This window comes from Achromobacter xylosoxidans, assembly GCF_002192695.1.
Classification (GTDB): domain Bacteria; phylum Pseudomonadota; class Gammaproteobacteria; order Burkholderiales; family Burkholderiaceae_B; genus Achromobacter; species Achromobacter xylosoxidans_C.
Genome location: NZ_MTLG01000067.1, coordinates 1 through 17,067 on the forward strand (window position 1 = coordinate 1; position 17,067 = coordinate 17,067).

The window sequence follows — 17,067 nt, forward strand, 5'->3', positions numbered from 1 at the left end:
GATAAAAATTATTGACGCCGAGATTTATGCTGCTTATCGTAGAAAAAAAGCGCCAAGGCCACGACCGGCATGCAGCCGGCGGCAGGCGCAACCTGGAGACAAGCAGTGATACGGCTACACGACATCCGGTACGTCCGGCTGGGTACCCGCGACCTGGAATCCGCGGTCCGCTACGCGACCGCGGTGCTGGGCCTGGAAGTGGCGCGCAAGGAGCACGGCGCGGTCTATTTCAAGTCCGACTCGCGCGACCACACCCTGTGCTATTTCGAAGGCGATCCGCGCGACCACACCACGGCGTTCGAAGTGGACACGCCCGAGGAACTGGAGCATGCCGGCGCGGTGCTGGAGCGTAGCGGCTATCAGGTCGCTGCGGGCAAGCGCGAGGACGCCGAGCAGCGCTACGTGCGCGATTTCCTCAGCTTCATCGACCCGTCCGGCAACCGCATCGAACTCGTGCACGCGCCGCATCACAGCGGGCGCCGCTACTTCCCCAGCCGCGATGCCGGCGTGACGGGCTTTTCGCATATCGGCCTGCGCACCCTGGACGCGCGGCGCGACGAGGCCTTCTGGACCGGGCTGCTGTCGGCACGGGTCAGCGACCGCATCGGCGAAGCGCCGCTGCTGCGCATCGACGAAGTGCACCACAAGATCGCGCTGTTTCCGTCCAGCTATCCGGGCGTGCAGCACATCAACCACCAGGTCGAGAGCATCGACGACATCATGCGCGCCTGGTATCAGCTGAAGGAATGGCAGGTGCCGATCCGCTTCGGCCCCGGGCGCCATCCGACCTCGGGGGCGATGTTCCTGTACTTCGACGGCCCCGACGGCATGATCTACGAATACTCCACCGGCGTGCGGCTGATCACCGCCGAAGACGAGAAGACCTACCGGCCGCGCAGCTTTCCCGCCGTGCCGTCCTCGTTCTGCATGTGGGGCGCCAAACCCGACATCCCGGAGTTCAAGACGTGAGCGCCGCGCCGATGAAAGCCGACGCCGGCCAGGAAGCCCTGGTGCGGACGGCGGCGCGCGGCCTGGCCCGCGCCGGCCTGGTCCACGCCTACGGCCATTGCAGCAGCCGGCTCGATGCCGACCACTTCCTGGTGTGCGCCGCGCGGCCCATGGGCCTGATCGAGCCGGGCGAGGCGGGCACGGTGGTGCCGGTGCACGGCGAGCTGCCCGAGGGCGTGCTGGGCGAGGTCCGCATCCACCAGCACATCTATCGCATGCGCCCCGAAGTGGGCGGCGTGGTGCGTTCCATGCCGCCCACGGTCATGACGCTGTCCTCGGCCCGCGTGACGCCGCAGCCGCGTCACGGCATGGGCTCGTATTTTTCTCCCGCCGTCGCGCTCTGGGATGACCCGCAGCTGGTGCGCAGCGATGCCCAGGCGCGCGGCGTGGCCCAGGCCCTGGGCGCGGCGCGCGCGGTGGCCATGCGCGGCAACGGCGCGGTGGTGGCGGCCGAGTCCCTGATGCATGCCGTGGTGCTGACCTGGTATCTGGAGGACGCCGCGCGCATCGAATGGCAATTGCGCTCGGCCGGCCTGGCCGACGGCGCGCCCAAGCTGTCGCCCGAAGAGGCGGCTACCCGCGCCGTGGGCACGGGCCGCATCTACGAGCGCATGTGGGAATACCTGACCGCCGGCGACCCTGAAGCGGCGCTGGCAGACCTGTCACAACCGAGGACGCAATGACCGATTTCCGCAATTTCATCAACGGCGCATGGGTCGCCACGGACAAGACGTTCGACAACCGCGATCCGGTCGACAACCGCCTGATCGGGCGCATCCACGAGGCCGGCGACGCCGAGGTCGACGCCGCGGTGCGGGCCGCCAAGGCGGCGCTGCGCGGCCCCTGGGGCAAACTCAAGACGCAGCAGCGCGTGGAACTGCTGCACGCGGTGGCCGACGGCATCATCCGCCGCTTCGACGACTTCGTCGACGCCGAGATCGCCGACACCGGCAAGCCCTACGATCTGGCCAGCCATCTGGATATTCCGCGCGGCGCGGCGAACTTCAAGATCTTCGCCGACCTGGTGCGCAATATCCCCAACGAGACCTTCGACCTGGAAACGCCGGACGGCGGCCATGCCCTGAACTACGGCGTGCGCGTGCCGCGCGGCGTGATCGGCGTGATCTGCCCCTGGAACCTGCCGCTGCTGCTGATGACCTGGAAGGTGGGGCCGGCCCTGGCTTGCGGCAATACCGTGGTGGTCAAGCCGTCCGAAGACACCCCGGCCACGGCCACGCTGCTGGGCGAGGTCATGAACGAGGTCGGCGTGCCGCCCGGCGTCTACAACGTGGTGCATGGCCGCGGCCCCGGTTCGGCGGGCGAAAAGCTCACGCGCCATCCGCTGGTCGACGGCATCACCTTCACTGGCGAGACCCGTACCGGCGAAGCCATCATGCAGGCGGCGGCGGTGGGCGTGCGGCCCGTGTCTTTTGAACTGGGCGGCAAGAACGCGGGCATCGTGTTCGCCGATGCGGATTTCGACAAGGCGGTGGCCGGCATCGCCCGCGCCGCCTTCGACAACACCGGGCAGGTCTGCCTGGGCACCGAACGCGTCTATGTGCAGCGGCCGATCTTCGACCGCTTCGTGGCGGCGCTGGGCGAACGCGCCCGCGGCTTCAAGCTGGGCCGTCCGAAGGATCCGGGCGTCAACCTGGGGCCGCTGATCTCACAGCGCCACCGTGACAAGGTGCTGGGCTACTACGCCCGCGCCCGCGAAGAGGGCGCCACGGTGGTGGCGGGCGGCGGCGTGCCGGACATGCCCGATGAGCTGGCCGGCGGCGCATGGATCCAGCCCACCGTGTGGACCGGCCTGCCGGAAAGCTCGGCCGTGATCCAGCAGGAGATCTTCGGCCCCTGCTGCCATATCGCGCCCTTCGACACGGAAGAAGAAGCCGTCGCCCTGGCCAACGCCACGCCCTACGGCCTGGCGGCCTCGGTCTGGACCAGCAACGTGGGCACCGCCCATCGCATGGGGCAGGCCCTGGAAGTGGGCATATGCTGGATCAATTCCTGGTTCCTGCGCGACCTGCGCACGGCCTTCGGCGGATCCAAGCAGTCCGGCATCGGCCGCGAAGGCGGCGTGCATTCGCTCGAGTTCTATACGGAGCTGCGCAATGTCTGCGTGAAGCTCTGACCTGTAAGCAGGCCCCAGTACCGGCAGGCGCCGCGCAGAACGGCGCCGCCGTCCATCCCCCAAGGAGACTTAGCATGCAAGCATACGCACGCGGCCTGTCCGCGCTGGCCGCCATTGCGGCCCTGACCGCGGCCAATGCCGCCATGGCGGACGTCCGCATCGGCTTTACCGGCGTGCTGTCCGGACCCCAGGCGGCATTGGGCCAGGACCAGTACGACGGCCTGATGCTGGGCATCGAGCAGTTGGGCGGCAGCCTGGGCGGCCAGAAGGCCGTGGTGATCCGCGACGACGACCAGCTCAAGCCCGACGTGGGCGCGCAGATCGTGCAGAAGTTCATCGAGAAGGACAAGGTCGACGTGATCGTCGGCCTGGGCTTCTCCAACGTGCTCATGGCCGAGCTGCGGCGCATCAAGGAATCGGGCGTGGTGGCGCTGTCCACCAACGCCGGACCCGCGCCCATCGCCGGCCGCATGTGCCTGCCCAACCTGTTCGTGCTGGGCTGGCAGAACGACAGCATGTCCGAGGCCATGGGCAAGTACGTCAAGGACCAGGGCTACAAGCGCGCCTACCTGATGTCGTCCAACTACCAGGCCGGCAAGGACAAGCTGGCGGGCTTCAAGCGCTTCTATGGCGCCGCGCCGGCCGACGAGATCTATACCCAGCTGGGGCAGCTGGATTATTCGGCGGAGATCTCGCGCATGCAGTCGGCCTCGCCCGACGCGCTGTTCGTGTTCTACACCGGCGGGGTGGGCGTGAACTTCGTGCGCCAGCTGCGCCAGGCCGGCCTGATGGAGAAGCTGCCGTTCTTCTCCGAAAGCCTGATCGATTCCAACACGCTGACCGCGCTGAAGGAGCAGGCCGTGGGCGCGATCTACGGCACGCCCTGGGCCACCACGCTGGACAACCCGCAGAACCGCAAGTTCGTCGAGGCCTTCAAGGCCAAGTACGGGCGCCTGCCGTCGGAGTACGCGGTGGGCGGCTACGACGCGGCCTTCCTGCTCGATACCGCCATCAAGCAGCAGGGCGGCAAGGTCGGCGACAGCAAGGCGCTGGCCGCGGCGGTGAAGGCCGCCGGCGCCAACTTCCCCACGGTGCGCGGCAAGTTCCGCTTCAACAGCAACAACATGCCGGTGCAGGACCTGTATGCCTACCAGGTCGTGAAGGAAGGCGACAGCGTCGGCCTGAAGCAGCTGGCCAAGGTGTTCACCGACCACCAGGACGCCTACGTGGCGGACTGCCCGCTGAAGTAATCGTCCCGGGAGACGCCCCATGAACGGATCCTTGCTGTTGTCGCAGATGCTCAATGGCCTGCAGCTCGGCGCCTTGCTGTTCCTGCTGTCCTCGGGGCTGACCCTGATCTTCGGCATCATGAACTTCATCAACCTGGCGCACGGGTCGCTGTACATGATCGGCGCTTTCCTGGGCGCCACCGCCTACAACGCCAGCGGCTCGTTCGCCTTCGCCATCCTGGCGGCGGTGACGGGCAGCGGCCTGGTGGGCGTGGCGCTGGAACGCCTGATCGCGCGGCCGCTGTACAAGCACGATCACCTCTACCAGGTGCTGGCCACCTTCGGGCTGATGATGTTCTTCAATGAGCTGGCCTCGGTCATCTGGGGCAGCCGGCCGTATTACGCCGCCGTGCCGCAGGGGCTGGAAGGCGCCGTCAGCCTGTTCGGCAACGATTATCCGGTGTATCGCCTGATGATCATCGGCGTGGGCGCGCTGGTGGCGGTGGGCGCCTGGTTCCTGATCCAGCGCACGCGCTTCGGCATGCTGATCCGCGCCGGCGCCAGCAACGCGCCCATGGCCAGCGTGCTGGGCGCCAACGTGGACCTGCAAAAGACGTTGCTGTTCCTGCTGGGCGCGGTGCTGGCCGGCGTGGCGGGCGCGCTGGCGGGGCCGATCCTGTCGGTACAGTCCGGCATGGGCGAGCCCGTGCTGATCCTGGCGCTGGTGGTGATCGTGGTGGGCGGCATAGGCTCGGTGCGCGGCACGCTGGTGGCGGCCTTGCTGATCGCCATGATAGATACGCTGGGCCGGGCCTTCCTGCCCGACATGCTGCGCGCCGTGTTCGACGCGTCCGTCGCGAACGCGGTCGGGCCGGCGCTTGCCTCCATGCTGATCTACGTGCTGATGGCCGTGGTGCTGGCGTTCCGGCCGCAAGGCCTGGTCTTCTCGGCGCGGCGTTGACGCGCACCTATCCTGGGATTCGATCATCATGCAAGAACACAAACACCGGCGCTGGGCGCTGCCCTTGCTGTTCCTGGTCCTGGCCGCCGTGCCCTTCGCGGCGCAATGGCTGGGCGAACCTTTCTACGTGACGCTGGGCGCGCGCATCCTGATCTATGCGCTGGCCGCGCTGGCGCTGAACCTGGTGCTGGGCTTTGCCGGACTGGTGAGCTTCGGCCACGCCATGTTCCTGGGCCTGGGCTGTTATGCCGTGGGCATTCTCAGCTATTACGGCTTTGGCAACGGCTGGCTGCAGCTGGCCGTCTGCATCGCGGTGTGCGCGCTGGTGGCGCTGATCGTCGGCACGGTCTGCCTGCGCACCTCGGGCATCGGCTTCATCATGATCACGCTGGCGTTTGCGCAGATGTTCTATTTTCTGGCGGTCAGCCTGCGCGAGTACGGCGGCGACGACGGCCTGAACATCTACGAAGCCAGTTCCTTCGGCCTGTTCGACCTGGGCGGCAGCCAGCCCGTGTACTGGGCGGCCTGGGCGGTGCTGCTGGTGTCCAGCCTGGCGATGCTGCGCCTGCGCCGCTCGCCCTTCGGCATGATCCTGCGCGCCACCCATGCCAACCCGCGCCGCGTGGACGCGCTGGGCTATTCGGTGTTCGGCGTGCGCCTGACGGCCTACGTGGCCTCCGGCGTGCTGACCGGCGTGGCCGGACTGCTGTTGGCCAACCTGACGGCCTTCGCTTCGCCCAGCTACATGTCCTGGCCGGTGTCGGGCGAGCTCATCGTCATGGTGGTGATAGGCGGGCTGGGCAATGTGCTGGGTCCGATCTTTGGCGCGGTGGCCTACCTGCTGATGGAAGAGGCCTTCAAGAGCATGACGCAGCACTGGATGCTGCTGATGGGGCCGGCGGTGGTGATCATCGCCATGGTGGCCAAGGGCGGCTATGCCAATTCCCTGTCCTGGCTGCGGCGTCCGCCTGCGGTCGCGCCCGCAAGCCTGCCGCCTGCCGGCGACGGGCAACAGGACCGCCGGCCGCCGGACGCGCTGCGCAAGGAGGCTTCGGCATGAACATGCGAACCACCGCCGCGCCCGCGGGATTGACCACGCAGGACCTGGTGCGCCGCTTCGGCGGCCTCAAGGCCACCGATGGGGTGTCGCTGGACGTGGCCCCCGGCGAACTGCACGCGCTGATCGGCCCCAACGGCGCGGGCAAGACCACCCTGATCAACCTGCTGTCGGGCGAGCTGCGTCCCGATGGCGGCGCCGTGCGCCTGGGCGCCGCCGACGTTTCCCGCGCCACGGTGCAGGAGCGCGTGGCGCTGGGCATGCTGCGCTCCTACCAGGTGACCTCGGTGTTCGACAGCTACACGGTGCTGGACAACGCCTGCCTCGCCGCCTTGCGCAAGCGCCGCCGGCGCCTGTCGGGCTGGACCGCCTTGCGCGATTGCGCCGACGTGGTCGACGCCGCGACCGAGGCGCTGCGGGCCTGCCAGCTGGAAGACGTGGCCGAGGCACAGGTGGACAGCCTGGCCTACGGCCAGCGCCGCCAGCTGGAGATCGCCATGGCCTTGGCGGGCGAGCCGTCGGTGCTGCTGCTGGACGAGCCCATGGCCGGCATGAGCGCGGCGGAAAGCGCCGGCGTGATCGCCTTGCTGCAAAGCCTGAAGGGCCGCTACACCATCGTGCTGGTCGAACACGACATGAATGCCGTGTTCGCGTTGGCCGATCGCATCAGCGTGCTGGTCTACGGCAAGATCATCGCCACCGGCAGCGCCGACCAGATACGCAACCATCCCGACGTGCGCCGCGCCTATCTGGGCGACGACGCCGACGCATAAGGAGCCGCCATGTTGAGCATCAGCGGATTGACGGCGGCCTACGGGCATTGCCAGGCCTTGTTCGGCGTAGACCTGGACGTGGGCCAGGGCGAGGTCGTCGGCCTGATCGGCCGCAATGGCATGGGCCGCAGCACCGTCATCAAGTGCCTGTTCGGCCTGCTGCCGGCCAGCCAGGGCAGCATCCGGTATGGCGAGCGTTCCCTGCGCGGGCTGGCGCCGTACCGTATCGGCCGGATGGGGCTGTCGCTGGTGCCCGAGGGGCGCCAGATCTTTCCGACCCTGACGGTGGAAGAGAACCTGATCGCCACGGCCATGGGCCGCGGCGGCTCTCGCGCCTGGACGCTGGAGCGCGTGTATGAACTGTTTCCGCGCCTGCGCGAACGCCGCGCCAACCTGGGCACGCAGCTATCTGGCGGCGAGCAGCAGATGCTGGCGCTGGGCCGGGCGCTGATGACCAACCCCAGCCTGCTGGTGTTGGACGAAGCCACCGAAGGCCTGGCGCCGGTGGTGCGCGCCGAAATCTGGCGCGTGCTGGCCCAATTGAAAGCCGAAGGTTTGTCGATGATCGTGGTGGACAAGAACACCACGGCCTTGCTGCGCCTGTCGGACCGCAACGTCATCCTCGACAAGGGCGTGACGGTGTGGCGCGGCAGCTCGGCGGAATTGTCCCAGCGGCCCGACCTGGTGGCCGCCTACGTAGGAGTCTGAGATGAGATTGCAGGACAAAGTGGCGCTGGTCACCGGCGCGGCCGGGGGCATCGGACTGGCGATCGCGCGGCGCTTCGTGGCCGAGGGTGCCTGCGTGCTGCTGGCGGACCGCAAGGAGGCCGAACTGATGGCCGCGGCCCGCGCGCTGGGGGAACGCGCTGCCGCATTGGTGGCCGACGTGACCGATCCGGCCGACGCCCAGAAGCTGGCCGACGAGTGCGTGCGGCGCTGGGGCGGCCTGGACATCTGCGTCTGCAACGCCGGCGTGATCCGCGCGGCGGACTTCCTGGACCTGAAGCTCGAAGACCTGGACGCGGTCATGAACGTCAACGTGCGCGGCACCTTCCTGGTCGCCCAGGCCGCCGCGCGCGCCATGGTGGCGGGCGGGCGCGGCAACGGCGCCATCGTGACGCTGTCTTCGATGACGGCGGAACTGGCGATGCCGGATCAGTTGGCCTACGGCGCCAGCAAGGGCGCGGTGCGCCAGATGACCAAGTCGATGGCGCTATCCCTGGCGCCGCATGGCATCCGCGTCAACGCCATCGGCCCCGGCAGCATCGACACCGAAATCCTGGCCACGATCACCAGCAATCCGGAAGCCCGCAGGACCGTGCTGTCGCGCATACCCATGCAGCGCCTGGGATCGACCGACGAAGTCGCCAAGGTGGCGGTATTCCTGGCCAGCGAAGACGCCAGCTACGTGACCGGGCAGACGGTGTACGCGGATGGCGGGAGGTTGGCGCTGAACTATACGGTGCCGGTGCAGGAGTAGGGCGGAGCAGGCCGCCGCCAGATGCGTTTCGACAGCAGGCAGGGCAGGGTGATAAATTTTCGGGCGTCACCTGGAACATAAACCCTGCCCATGAAAACCGCCGCAATTACCTCCTCTCGGGACGCAGCCTGGCTGCAACTGCGCATGGCGCTCTGGCCTGACGCGTCAGCGGCCGAGCATCAGGAAGACATGGAGGATCAGGTTTGCGAGCCGGACCGGTACGCCCAGTTCCTGGTGCGCGCCGACGACGGGCTGGCGATTGGCCTGGCCGAAGCTTCCATCAGGACGGACTACGTCAATGGCACCGACTCCAGTCCCGTGGCGTTCCTGGAAGGTCTGTATGTCATGCCCGAAGCCAGGCGGCGGGGCGCGGCCAGGGCCTTGATCGACGCCGTCCGGGCATGGGCGCGGGACAGGGGCTGCAAAGAGCTGGCCTCGGATACGGCGCTGGACAACGTCGTGAGCCAGGCTGCGCATTCGCGTCTGGGATTCAATGAGACGGAACGGGTCGTCTATTTCAACATGTCGATCTGAGACGCCAACGCCGGCTTCGCATTGCGAGTAAGGTATGGGCTGGAGGCCCTGATTTTCTGGCACGTTGGCCTGTGCCCTCCAACGGGAACCCAAACACCATGAAGATATTTCGTCCGGCGCTGCGGACCGTCCTTGCAGCGATCGCATGCACCTTGATCGCCGCCTGCGCGGATAAACCTCCCCAGCAAACCGAGCTGGACTATCGCAGCCGCGCGCCTTCCACGGGGCAGGGCAAGAGCGATACCCCTGGCTCCTCGGATCAACGCTTGACCATACAATCCGGCGAAGGGGAGCGCTTGAACCTGCCCTGGTTCGTCCGAGATACGCAGGACTGGATCAACAGCAACTGACACATGACCAAGCCCATGACCATGCGACGGATTTTCCTGGCGCTTGCCACGCTCGCCGTGTCGCCCGCCATCAACGCCCAGGCATCTTCCAAGCCTGTCGCCTGGACCCCGCCGGGTCCGACCGCATGCAGCTTCGCTGGATGGACCACCGACCAGAAACCCGTCATCCAGGTGCGCGCGGCTGCGGCCGCCCAGGCAGCAGTGGTGGGCACCCTGCCGACGACTCGCGGCGACGGCGCCGATCCCAACATCGACTACTACAGCGTGACCTTCGACGTGACCGAGGCGCGCGACGGCTGGCTCAAGATCAGGAACGCCAGCGATGACAAGACCGGCGACGAACAGAGCAAGCCGCGACCCGTGTATCGGGGCGGGGGCTGGATCGAAGCCGGGGACGCCCAGGTCGGCATCCAGTCTGCGCGGGGCTACGCCCGTCCGGATGCCGGCAGCGAGCGGCTGCTGGATCTGGGCGGCGACTGGCTGACCGAGCGGGCCACGCTGCGCGGCATCGCCGCCTGCGAGGGTGAATGGCTGTTGCTGGACTACGAAATGCGCAATAGCGACACGTTCGAGCCGCTGGCGCCCAAGGACCGCACGCGGGGGCGGGCGTGGTTTCGCGGCATCTGCTCGTCATCGGAGACGACCTGCGACATGCGGTCGGTCGACAAGTAGGGCGCGAATCCAGTTTATTGACATATCGGGAAATCCCGATATTATGGCGGCATGGATCTGCTCGAAATATTCAAAGCCCTCTCCAACCGTACCCGCCTTGAGATCCTCAAAGGACTGAAGGACCCCGCAAAGAACTTCCCGCCGCAGGACGAAGGCGACGTTCATACGGTGGGCGTCTGCGTCAGCAGCATCCAGGAAGGCGTGGGGCTGTCGCAGTCCACGGTGTCCGACTATCTGGCGACGCTGCAACGCGCGGGCCTGGTGGAAGCCAGGCGCATCGGGCAGTGGACCTATTACAAACGGAACGAAGCAACCATCAGCGCTCTGGCCTCGATCATCGGGAAAGAGCTGTAGTTTTTTTGCCGGCATATATCGGTATTTCCCGATATCCCTATTTCTAGAATTAAGGAAAAAGCATGCAAGCGATGACACTCCAATCATTCGGCGGCCCGGAATCGTTCGAACTTCGCGACCTGCCCAAGCCTGTGCCGCAGGCGGGACAAGTCCTGGTCCGGGTACACGCAACCTCGATCAATCCCCTGGATTATCAGGTCCGGCGCGGCGATTATTCCGACCTGGTGCCGCTGCCGGCCGTTACCGGGCACGACGTCTCGGGCGTGGTAGAAGCCGTCGGGCCGGGCGTGACGACTTTCGTTCCTGGCGACGAAGTCTGGTACACCCCGCAGATCTTCGACGGGCCGGGCAGCTATGCCGAATACCACGTCGCCGCGCAGGGCATCGTCGGGAAGAAGCCGCCCGCGCTCAGCCATCTTGAGGCGGCCAGCCTGAGCCTGGTGGGCGGCACGGCTTGGGAAGCGCTGGTCGTGCGTGCGGGGCTGAGAGTCGGGGAAAGCGTCCTGGTGCACGGCGGCGCGGGCGGCGTCGGCCATGTGGCGATCCAGCTGGCCAAGGCCATCGGAGCACAGGTGTACACGACCGTGCGCGCCGCCAACGCCGAGTTCGCGCGCAGCATGGGCGCCGACGTGGTCATCGACTACGAACAGGAAGACTACGTCGACGCCGTCATGCGGGAGACGGGCGGGCGCGGCGTCGACGTCGTGTTCGACACCATCGGCGGCAACACGCTGGCGCGCAGCGCCGATGCGCTCGCGCAATTGGGGCGGGTCGTCTCGATCGTGGACATCGCCCAGCCGCAAAACCTGATCCAGGCCTGGGGCAAGAACGCGAGTTACCACTTCGTGTTCACGCGGCAGAACCGCGGCAAGCTCGACGAATTGAGCGCATTGGTGGCGCGTGGCCAGTTGCGGCCGCACGTGGGCGCCGTCTACGCGCTTGCCGACATTCCGCTCGCCCATGCGCGGCTGGAGAGTCCCAACCACGGGGTGCGGGGAAAGATCGCGATTGCGGTCGGGCCATTGGCCGAAGTGAAATCGTCAACGCCTGGTTTCCACCCCAGCCAGGCAATGCTTCATCCTTTTGGGGGAGGAAAAAGGTAGCAGGCGGAATCCGCGGTGACTTGACAGCGTGCAGCCAGGTTTGTGAAGCTCGCCCTAAGTCAACCTTGACGCGTCGTCCAAATGTGTCCAGCGCCTTCACATACCCTGCCAAGCCGCTTAAGGAACTTGCCGTTTGTGGGGCGGGAGGGCGAGTTGCAGGTGTTCGAGAACCTGCTCTGGCCCGCCATGCCAAACATGGATTACCAGGTTCTATCCATGTACGGTGTCGGGGGGCAGGGCAAGACCACGTTGCTGGACCGTTTTGCGCGGCGGCTTTCGGACCCGGATTGTTCTACACGTCCGCTGGTGCGCCTGGACATGGCGATCACGAGCCATCGCGACGCTGTTGAGGGACTGTTCACGGTTCGAAACCAGTTGCGTGCAGCGAAGGTGGCAACGCACGCCTTCGACATGGCGTTTGCTCGCCACTTCGCGTTGACCCGGCCGGGCCGGGATCCGACCAAGGACTACCCAGAGCTATTCCGCTTCAAGGAAGACAGTATCTTCGGTGAGCTGGTCGACATCGGGGTGGAAGCAGCCGATTACATGCCAGGCGCAGGGTTGGCGGTGTCACTGCTCGCTCGGCTGTCGAACAAGGTATCAGCTTGGTACCGAACCCGGGGCGTGGACGTCCTGGAGCAGCTCAATGAGATCGGCGCGCAGAAAGTGGCGGATTCCTTGCCGATGTTCCTGGGCTATGACATTGCCGCCTTCTTGCGTGATCACCCGCAGCGCAGGCCAGTGCTCATTTTTGACACCTACGAGGCATTGTGGCGCGATCGTCCGGCGGGCGGCGCCATCTCCGATCTGGGTGGAGACAACTGGCTGCGCCGCCTTGCAGAGGAAGCGAAGGGCTGTCTCTTTGTCATTGCAGGCAGGCGACGGATTGCATGGAAGGATATTGATCCTACATGGGCGCCATGGATCGTCAGCCTGCCCCTGGATGCCCTGGGTCGGGGCGCAGTTGATGCCATGCTGGATGCAGGACGGATCGATGCTTCCGATGTCCGGAAGGCATTGAAAGACGCGGCAGAGGGCCATCCTCTGTCGCTTGCCGTCGGAATCCGGTACTGCCAGATGCGTCAGCTGGCGGGCGCGGCCGTCACGGCGCCGGATGTTCCACGCACTCACCGCGAGATCCTGGACCGGTTCTTCGATCACCTGGAGCCAGGGATGCGAAACGTGTTGCGCACGCTTGCGGTGCCAACACACATCAGAAGGGAGCTCTGGGAGTTCCTCATCTCGCAGAGGATGCCTGCATTTGCCGGTTACCTGGCAAGCGACGTATTTCAGGAAGTCATATTCCGGCAGGCATCGCCTGACGTGTACGACATGCACGAAAAGGTTCGCGATCATCTCATTGCGGATCTCGAAGCAAGGGATCAATCTCATCTCGATAGCGCGCGTCTGGCGGTGTTCGACTTTTACGACAGGGCGTCGTCCGCGGATGCGGCCAAAAGAGAGGGGGCGCATGTGCCGGATCTCAGCCTGTCGCTGAAGTCGCGGGATGAATGCCTCGCAGAGGCCGCGATGCAGGTGCGCCTGGCCTCGCCGAGAAAATTTGTCCAATGGTGCCTGGAACGCTTCAACGCCAGAGGCTCGGGCTCAAATCTACGCCGCGGTCTCCTGGAGCAGGCATTCGAGTTGATAGGCGCGGTCGACTCGGACTCGCTAGGACATGCCGCGAAGCTTGCTCACCTGAGATTGCGCTCGGATCCCTGGTCCGCGGACGGCATCAACCTGCTTCAAGGCGTCGTTGACATGGTGCCCGAGGAACCCGCCGGCGCTGAGCTTCTACAGGATCTCCGAAATTCGGCTTTCAACCTGATACGCGCCAATCCTTCAGCTGTTCCGCCCAGGCTGCTACAAATTGTCTGCGCACATCCCTCTGCAAGAGAATCGGCTTGGTGGCCATGCCTCGAAATCGAAGAAGCGCTTCTGCGAGACGATGTCGGCAGTGCAATGCATTTCACCAAAAGTTGGCTCGTTGAGCAGACGAAGCCCATCATTCAAGACGAACTATTCGTTGTTCTTCGTGCCATCGCTGTAGCGAGCGACAGGGATGCATGCTCGACCTTGTGCAGGGAACTGGCGTCCCAAGAGAGAGATTGGTCATGGTCGGCGTATCTCGCCCGCATAGTGGATTCATTCAATCTTCTCGGGGCGCCTGCCTTAAGTATCTTGGCCGCCGAAACCGGGATGGGGGCGTCAGGGCAGCAGGCTCTCAGCGAACAGATTCTCGCAAGCAAGTTCTGGTCGCCATATCATCAGGTCATTCTGGGACTGGTGGAGTCGTACCTCCGTTGCGGCGACAAGGTTTCAGCCTTGGGGATCCTCGACTTTCCAAGAATCAATCGCATGCTTGCAGATTTTGCGGAGAAGTCCAATGAACTGCCGCCTACCTCGGCATACACAAGCATAGAGACGGAAACCTGGCGAAAATTGGCCGACGCCATTGAAGCAACCCATGGTCTGCAGGGATTCTGCGAGGGCTACGTCGGCGCAGCGCTAGCCGTCGACCATCCCGCGATGGCGATGATGTCCGCGTCGGTTCGCGAGCGCATTCGGTTGACGCTCAAGCGTCTGGACGATCAGCTCGGTGGTCAACCCACCTACGCAACCAACCGCAAGAAGCGATTGGAATTCGTAGTCAGCGACCGGGGCGAGGTCATGTGGTTCAAGAATGATCCTCTCTTCTGCTGGCGCTGTGTGGATTCGGTCAAATTCTCCCATGGCGACAGGATCCTGTTCCGTGATGCCAGGGAGGGAAAGAGCAGAGAGTTCGGTATGGTCCTGCGCGAGCCATTGGCGGATTTGATCGCTGAAGGCGCTGTGATCCTGGTCGTTGATTGCGATGATGACGGCAAGCCTGTGGAAGGTCGTTACATCGAGCACTACGGAGCGCCGAACTAGGGGAGATGCCGAGGTCGATGCGTCAAGCGCATTGGCGTCGCGTGTCGCCTACCAGTTGACGCGCGCCGTCAGCGTGATGTTGCGTTCATCGCCATAGAAGCAGGTGCCCGGGCAGGCGGCCACATAGGTCTTGTTGGCCAGGTTCTTCACGTTCAGGGCAAACTGCCACTTGTCCCATTGATAGCGCAGCGCGGCATCGTAGGTGGTGTACGACGGCACCGGCAGGTCATAGATCTCCTGGCGGCCCACGTAGCGCACGCCGACGCCCGCGCTCAGGCCCGGCACGGAAGCAAACCGGTAGTCCATCCAGAGCGAGGCCATGTTGCGCGGGACCGAAGCGGGCCGCGAGCCTTCATTGCCCAGATTGCTCTTGGTGACGCGCGCATCCGTCGTTGCCAGCGCGGCCACCAGGTCCAGCTGGCGGTTCAGGCTGGCCCGGGCCTCGATCTCGGCGCCTTTCGAGCGCACTTCGCCGGTCTGGACCAGGAAGCCCGCGTGGGCGGGATCGCTGGTCAGGACATTGCGTTGCGTGATTTCGTAGAGCGCCACGGTGATGGACGCGTCCACGCCCTTGGGTTCGTACTTCAGGCCGATCTCGTGCTGTACGCCCGTGGTGGGCTTGAAGGGATTGGCGTTGAAGTCCAGGCCCGGCGTGGGCTGGAAGGACTTGCTGTAGCTGTAGTAAGGGGCCAGGCCGTTGTCGAACAGATACATCAGGCCGGCGCGCGGCGTGAAGGCATGCGAGCTCTGTTCACCCGTACCCGGCCTGGTGTCCGTGCGGACCGAGTCGTAGCGGCCGCCCAGCAGCACGATCCAGCGGTCCTGGAACTTGATCTGGTCTTGCGCATAGAACCCTAGCTGGCGCATGCTGTTTTCGGAATAGTTGGGGGCGCCGAGCGTCGGTCGGGCGCCATAGACGGGGTTGTACAGATCGATCGGCGCGATGCTGCCGAATTCCTGGGAACGCGTGAACTCGCTCTTGCTCCAGTCGATGCCGAACAGCAGCGTGTGTTCGACGTCGCCGTGGCGCAGCTTGCCCAGCAGCTGGTTGTCCACGGCGAGTCCCTTGTCGGTGTCATACCGGGTAATCGCATAGCGATTGCCCAAGGCTGGGGTAGCCGGGTTCACGCGCGCGCTTACTGCGGCGTACTGGTTGTCGGCCTTGTGTTCGTAGGCCAGCAGATTCTGCTTCACCTGCCAGTCGTCGTTCAGCCTGTGTTCCAACAGGTAGCCCAGGGTCGTGCCCTTCACGACATAACGGTCGAAGCCGGGCTCGCCGACGAAGCGTGAGCGCGATATGGGGCCGTTGGGATTGGATAGCAGCGTGCCTTCCAGCGGCTTGCCCGAATCGTAGGGGCTGTCGGTCCGGCTGTAGCTGGCCAGGAGCGTGATCAAGGTGGCGTCGCTGATCTGCCACTCCAGCGCGCCGGCCAGCGAGGTACGGTCATTGTTGATGTAGTCGATCATGGTGTCGCTGTCGCGCGCCAGGCCGGTGAGGCGGTAGCGCACATTTCCGTCCTCCGTCACCGGGCCGCCCAGGTCTATGGCGATCTGTTTCTTGTTCCAGCTGCCTGTCTGCAGTTCGAACTCGCGCAGGGGTTCGGCCGTGGGGCGCTTGCTGACCAGGTTGATGATGCCGCCCGGCGCGGCCTGGCCGTACAGGATCGAGGCAGGCCCCTTGAGCAGTTCGATGCGTTCGAAGTTGTAGGGCTCGATCGCGCCGCTGAGCGAGTTGATCGGGAACTTGGTGCCATTCAGATACAGCGGGGCCGCGCCCGTGATGTTGAAGCCGCGGACCGTGAAGCGGGTGCCTATGTGCCTGAGCGCTCCGCCTTCCAGCGACATGACGCTGGCGGTGTAGCCCAGCGCCTGGTCCAGCGAGTCCGCCGCCTGCGCGACGACCTGGTCGCGCGGAATCACCGATACGGACTGGGGCGTTTCGTGCAGCGGCGTGTCGGTCTTGGTGGCGGTCGCGCTGCGATGGGCGACGAATCCTTGCACCGGGCCGGAGGCGGACTCATGGACGCCCGTGACCGTGACCGCGGGCAAGGTTTGCGCGGACTCCTGGCCCGCCTGCCCGCCGGGCAGCGGGCGCAGTACGTAGCCGCCATTCGGCTGCAGCCGGGCCGCCAGTCCCGTGCCCGCCAGCAGCCTGGCCAGGCCCGCGGACGCCTCGAAGCTGCCTTGCAGGCCGGCACTGCGCTTGTCCGCGATATCGCTTGCCGAGTAGGACAGCATCAATCCGCTTTCGAGCGCATAGCGGGTCAGCGCGCTTTCCAGCGTGCCGGCGGGGATCGCGTAGGTCCTGGCGCTGGCCTGGGCCTGGACGGGGTGCGCGCCGGCGCTCAAGGCCATGCCCGTCGCCGTGAGCCAGAAGGCGCGGCTTGCGGCCAGCGCCAGGGTGTTGCGTGTGATGAGGCGCGCGGCGCGCTGGTGCAGGCGGTAGTCCATGAGAGGTCTGGTTTCCGGTGAAAAGAGTGGCTTCTATTAGGTTTGCCA

Annotated in this window: 16 protein-coding genes; 15 read left to right on the forward strand and 1 reads right to left on the reverse strand. The window is 65.6% G+C overall.

What is annotated here, in order from left to right:
* The first annotated feature begins 105 nt into the window (after positions 1 to 105).
* The 15 genes from BRO63_RS11535 (at position 106) to BRO63_RS11605 (ending at position 14,568) form a co-directional block, all read left to right on the forward strand.
* Positions 106 to 969: a VOC family protein gene (locus BRO63_RS11535; protein ID WP_088139936.1), complete on the forward strand. Its 864-nt coding sequence runs from the start codon at positions 106 to 108 to the stop codon at positions 967 to 969.
* Positions 966 to 1,691: a class II aldolase/adducin family protein gene (locus tag BRO63_RS11540; RefSeq protein WP_256943286.1), complete on the forward strand. Its 726-nt coding sequence runs from the start codon at positions 966 to 968 to the stop codon at positions 1,689 to 1,691. Before BRO63_RS11535 ends, BRO63_RS11540 begins: the two co-directional genes overlap by 4 nt.
* The gene (locus tag BRO63_RS11545) at positions 1,688 to 3,142 is read left to right on the forward strand and encodes a 2-hydroxymuconic semialdehyde dehydrogenase (RefSeq protein WP_088139937.1); all 1,455 of its coding nucleotides are present in this window, start codon (positions 1,688 to 1,690) and stop codon (positions 3,140 to 3,142) included. Before BRO63_RS11540 ends, BRO63_RS11545 begins: the two co-directional genes overlap by 4 nt.
* Before the next feature lie 74 nt (positions 3,143 to 3,216).
* A complete protein-coding gene (locus BRO63_RS11550; RefSeq protein ID WP_088139938.1) occupies positions 3,217 to 4,392 on the forward strand; it encodes an ABC transporter substrate-binding protein in 1,176 nt (391 codons plus the stop codon).
* A 19-nt stretch (positions 4,393 to 4,411) separates the two neighbouring features.
* Entirely contained in the window at positions 4,412 to 5,332 is a 921-nt protein-coding gene (locus tag BRO63_RS11555; protein WP_042793142.1) for a branched-chain amino acid ABC transporter permease, read from the forward strand.
* 28 nt (positions 5,333 to 5,360) lie between these two features.
* On the forward strand, positions 5,361 to 6,392 hold the full coding sequence (locus tag BRO63_RS11560; RefSeq protein WP_088139939.1) for a branched-chain amino acid ABC transporter permease: 1,032 nt from the start codon (positions 5,361 to 5,363) through the stop codon (positions 6,390 to 6,392).
* On the forward strand, positions 6,389 to 7,162 hold the full coding sequence (locus BRO63_RS11565) for an ABC transporter ATP-binding protein (RefSeq protein ID WP_088139940.1): 774 nt from the start codon (positions 6,389 to 6,391) through the stop codon (positions 7,160 to 7,162). Before BRO63_RS11560 ends, BRO63_RS11565 begins: the two co-directional genes overlap by 4 nt.
* 9 nt (positions 7,163 to 7,171) lie before the next feature.
* Positions 7,172 to 7,870 (forward strand): ABC transporter ATP-binding protein, encoded by a 699-nt coding sequence (locus BRO63_RS11570; RefSeq protein ID WP_088139941.1) that lies wholly within the window; start codon positions 7,172 to 7,174, stop codon positions 7,868 to 7,870.
* Between the two features lies 1 nt (position 7,871).
* Entirely contained in the window at positions 7,872 to 8,642 is a 771-nt protein-coding gene (locus tag BRO63_RS11575; protein ID WP_088139942.1) for an SDR family NAD(P)-dependent oxidoreductase, read from the forward strand.
* Between the two features lie 90 nt (positions 8,643 to 8,732).
* A complete protein-coding gene (gene aac(6'), locus BRO63_RS11580; RefSeq protein ID WP_088139943.1) occupies positions 8,733 to 9,176 on the forward strand; it encodes an aminoglycoside 6'-N-acetyltransferase in 444 nt (147 codons plus the stop codon).
* Positions 9,177 to 9,274: 98 nt separating this feature from the next.
* Positions 9,275 to 9,526 (forward strand): hypothetical protein, encoded by a 252-nt coding sequence (locus BRO63_RS11585; protein ID WP_088139944.1) that lies wholly within the window; start codon positions 9,275 to 9,277, stop codon positions 9,524 to 9,526.
* Positions 9,527 to 9,529: 3 nt separating this feature from the next.
* Positions 9,530 to 10,198, forward strand: coding sequence for a hypothetical protein (locus BRO63_RS11590; RefSeq protein WP_256943287.1), 669 nt, complete (start codon positions 9,530 to 9,532; stop codon positions 10,196 to 10,198).
* 51 nt (positions 10,199 to 10,249) lie between these two features.
* A complete protein-coding gene (locus BRO63_RS11595; RefSeq protein ID WP_088139945.1) occupies positions 10,250 to 10,552 on the forward strand; it encodes an ArsR/SmtB family transcription factor in 303 nt (100 codons plus the stop codon).
* A 62-nt stretch (positions 10,553 to 10,614) separates the two neighbouring features.
* A complete protein-coding gene (locus BRO63_RS11600; RefSeq protein WP_088139946.1) occupies positions 10,615 to 11,655 on the forward strand; it encodes a zinc-dependent alcohol dehydrogenase family protein in 1,041 nt (346 codons plus the stop codon).
* Positions 11,656 to 11,814: 159 nt separating this feature from the next.
* Positions 11,815 to 14,568: a hypothetical protein gene (locus BRO63_RS11605; RefSeq protein ID WP_143219465.1), complete on the forward strand. Its 2,754-nt coding sequence runs from the start codon at positions 11,815 to 11,817 to the stop codon at positions 14,566 to 14,568.
* 48 nt (positions 14,569 to 14,616) lie between these two features.
* Here BRO63_RS11605 and BRO63_RS11610 read toward each other — a convergent pair whose 3' ends face one another.
* A complete protein-coding gene (locus BRO63_RS11610) occupies positions 14,617 to 17,019 on the reverse strand; it encodes a TonB-dependent siderophore receptor (RefSeq protein WP_088139948.1) in 2,403 nt (800 codons plus the stop codon).
* Positions 17,020 to 17,067 lie beyond the last annotated feature (48 nt).

What these genes read in the sequence shown, in the direction of transcription:
- BRO63_RS11585 (WP_088139944.1), top strand. Translation starts at nt 9,275, where the DNA reads ATGAAGATATTTCGTCCGGCGCTGCGGACCGTCCTTGCAGCGATCGCA.
- BRO63_RS11595 (WP_088139945.1), top strand. Translation starts at nt 10,250, where the DNA reads ATGGATCTGCTCGAAATATTCAAAGCCCTCTCCAACCGTACCCGCCTT.
- BRO63_RS11610 (WP_088139948.1), bottom strand. Translation starts at nt 17,019, where the DNA reads ATGGACTACCGCCTGCACCAGCGCGCCGCGCGCCTCATCACACGCAAC.
- BRO63_RS11590 (WP_256943287.1), top strand. Translation starts at nt 9,530, where the DNA reads ATGACCAAGCCCATGACCATGCGACGGATTTTCCTGGCGCTTGCCACG.
- BRO63_RS11575 (WP_088139942.1), top strand. Translation starts at nt 7,872, where the DNA reads ATGAGATTGCAGGACAAAGTGGCGCTGGTCACCGGCGCGGCCGGGGGC.
- BRO63_RS11550 (WP_088139938.1), top strand. Translation starts at nt 3,217, where the DNA reads ATGCAAGCATACGCACGCGGCCTGTCCGCGCTGGCCGCCATTGCGGCC.
- BRO63_RS11600 (WP_088139946.1), top strand. Translation starts at nt 10,615, where the DNA reads ATGCAAGCGATGACACTCCAATCATTCGGCGGCCCGGAATCGTTCGAA.
- BRO63_RS11555 (WP_042793142.1), top strand. Translation starts at nt 4,412, where the DNA reads ATGAACGGATCCTTGCTGTTGTCGCAGATGCTCAATGGCCTGCAGCTC.
- BRO63_RS11565 (WP_088139940.1), top strand. Translation starts at nt 6,389, where the DNA reads ATGAACATGCGAACCACCGCCGCGCCCGCGGGATTGACCACGCAGGAC.
- BRO63_RS11570 (WP_088139941.1), top strand. Translation starts at nt 7,172, where the DNA reads ATGTTGAGCATCAGCGGATTGACGGCGGCCTACGGGCATTGCCAGGCC.
- BRO63_RS11545 (WP_088139937.1), top strand. Translation starts at nt 1,688, where the DNA reads ATGACCGATTTCCGCAATTTCATCAACGGCGCATGGGTCGCCACGGAC.
- BRO63_RS11560 (WP_088139939.1), top strand. Translation starts at nt 5,361, where the DNA reads ATGCAAGAACACAAACACCGGCGCTGGGCGCTGCCCTTGCTGTTCCTG.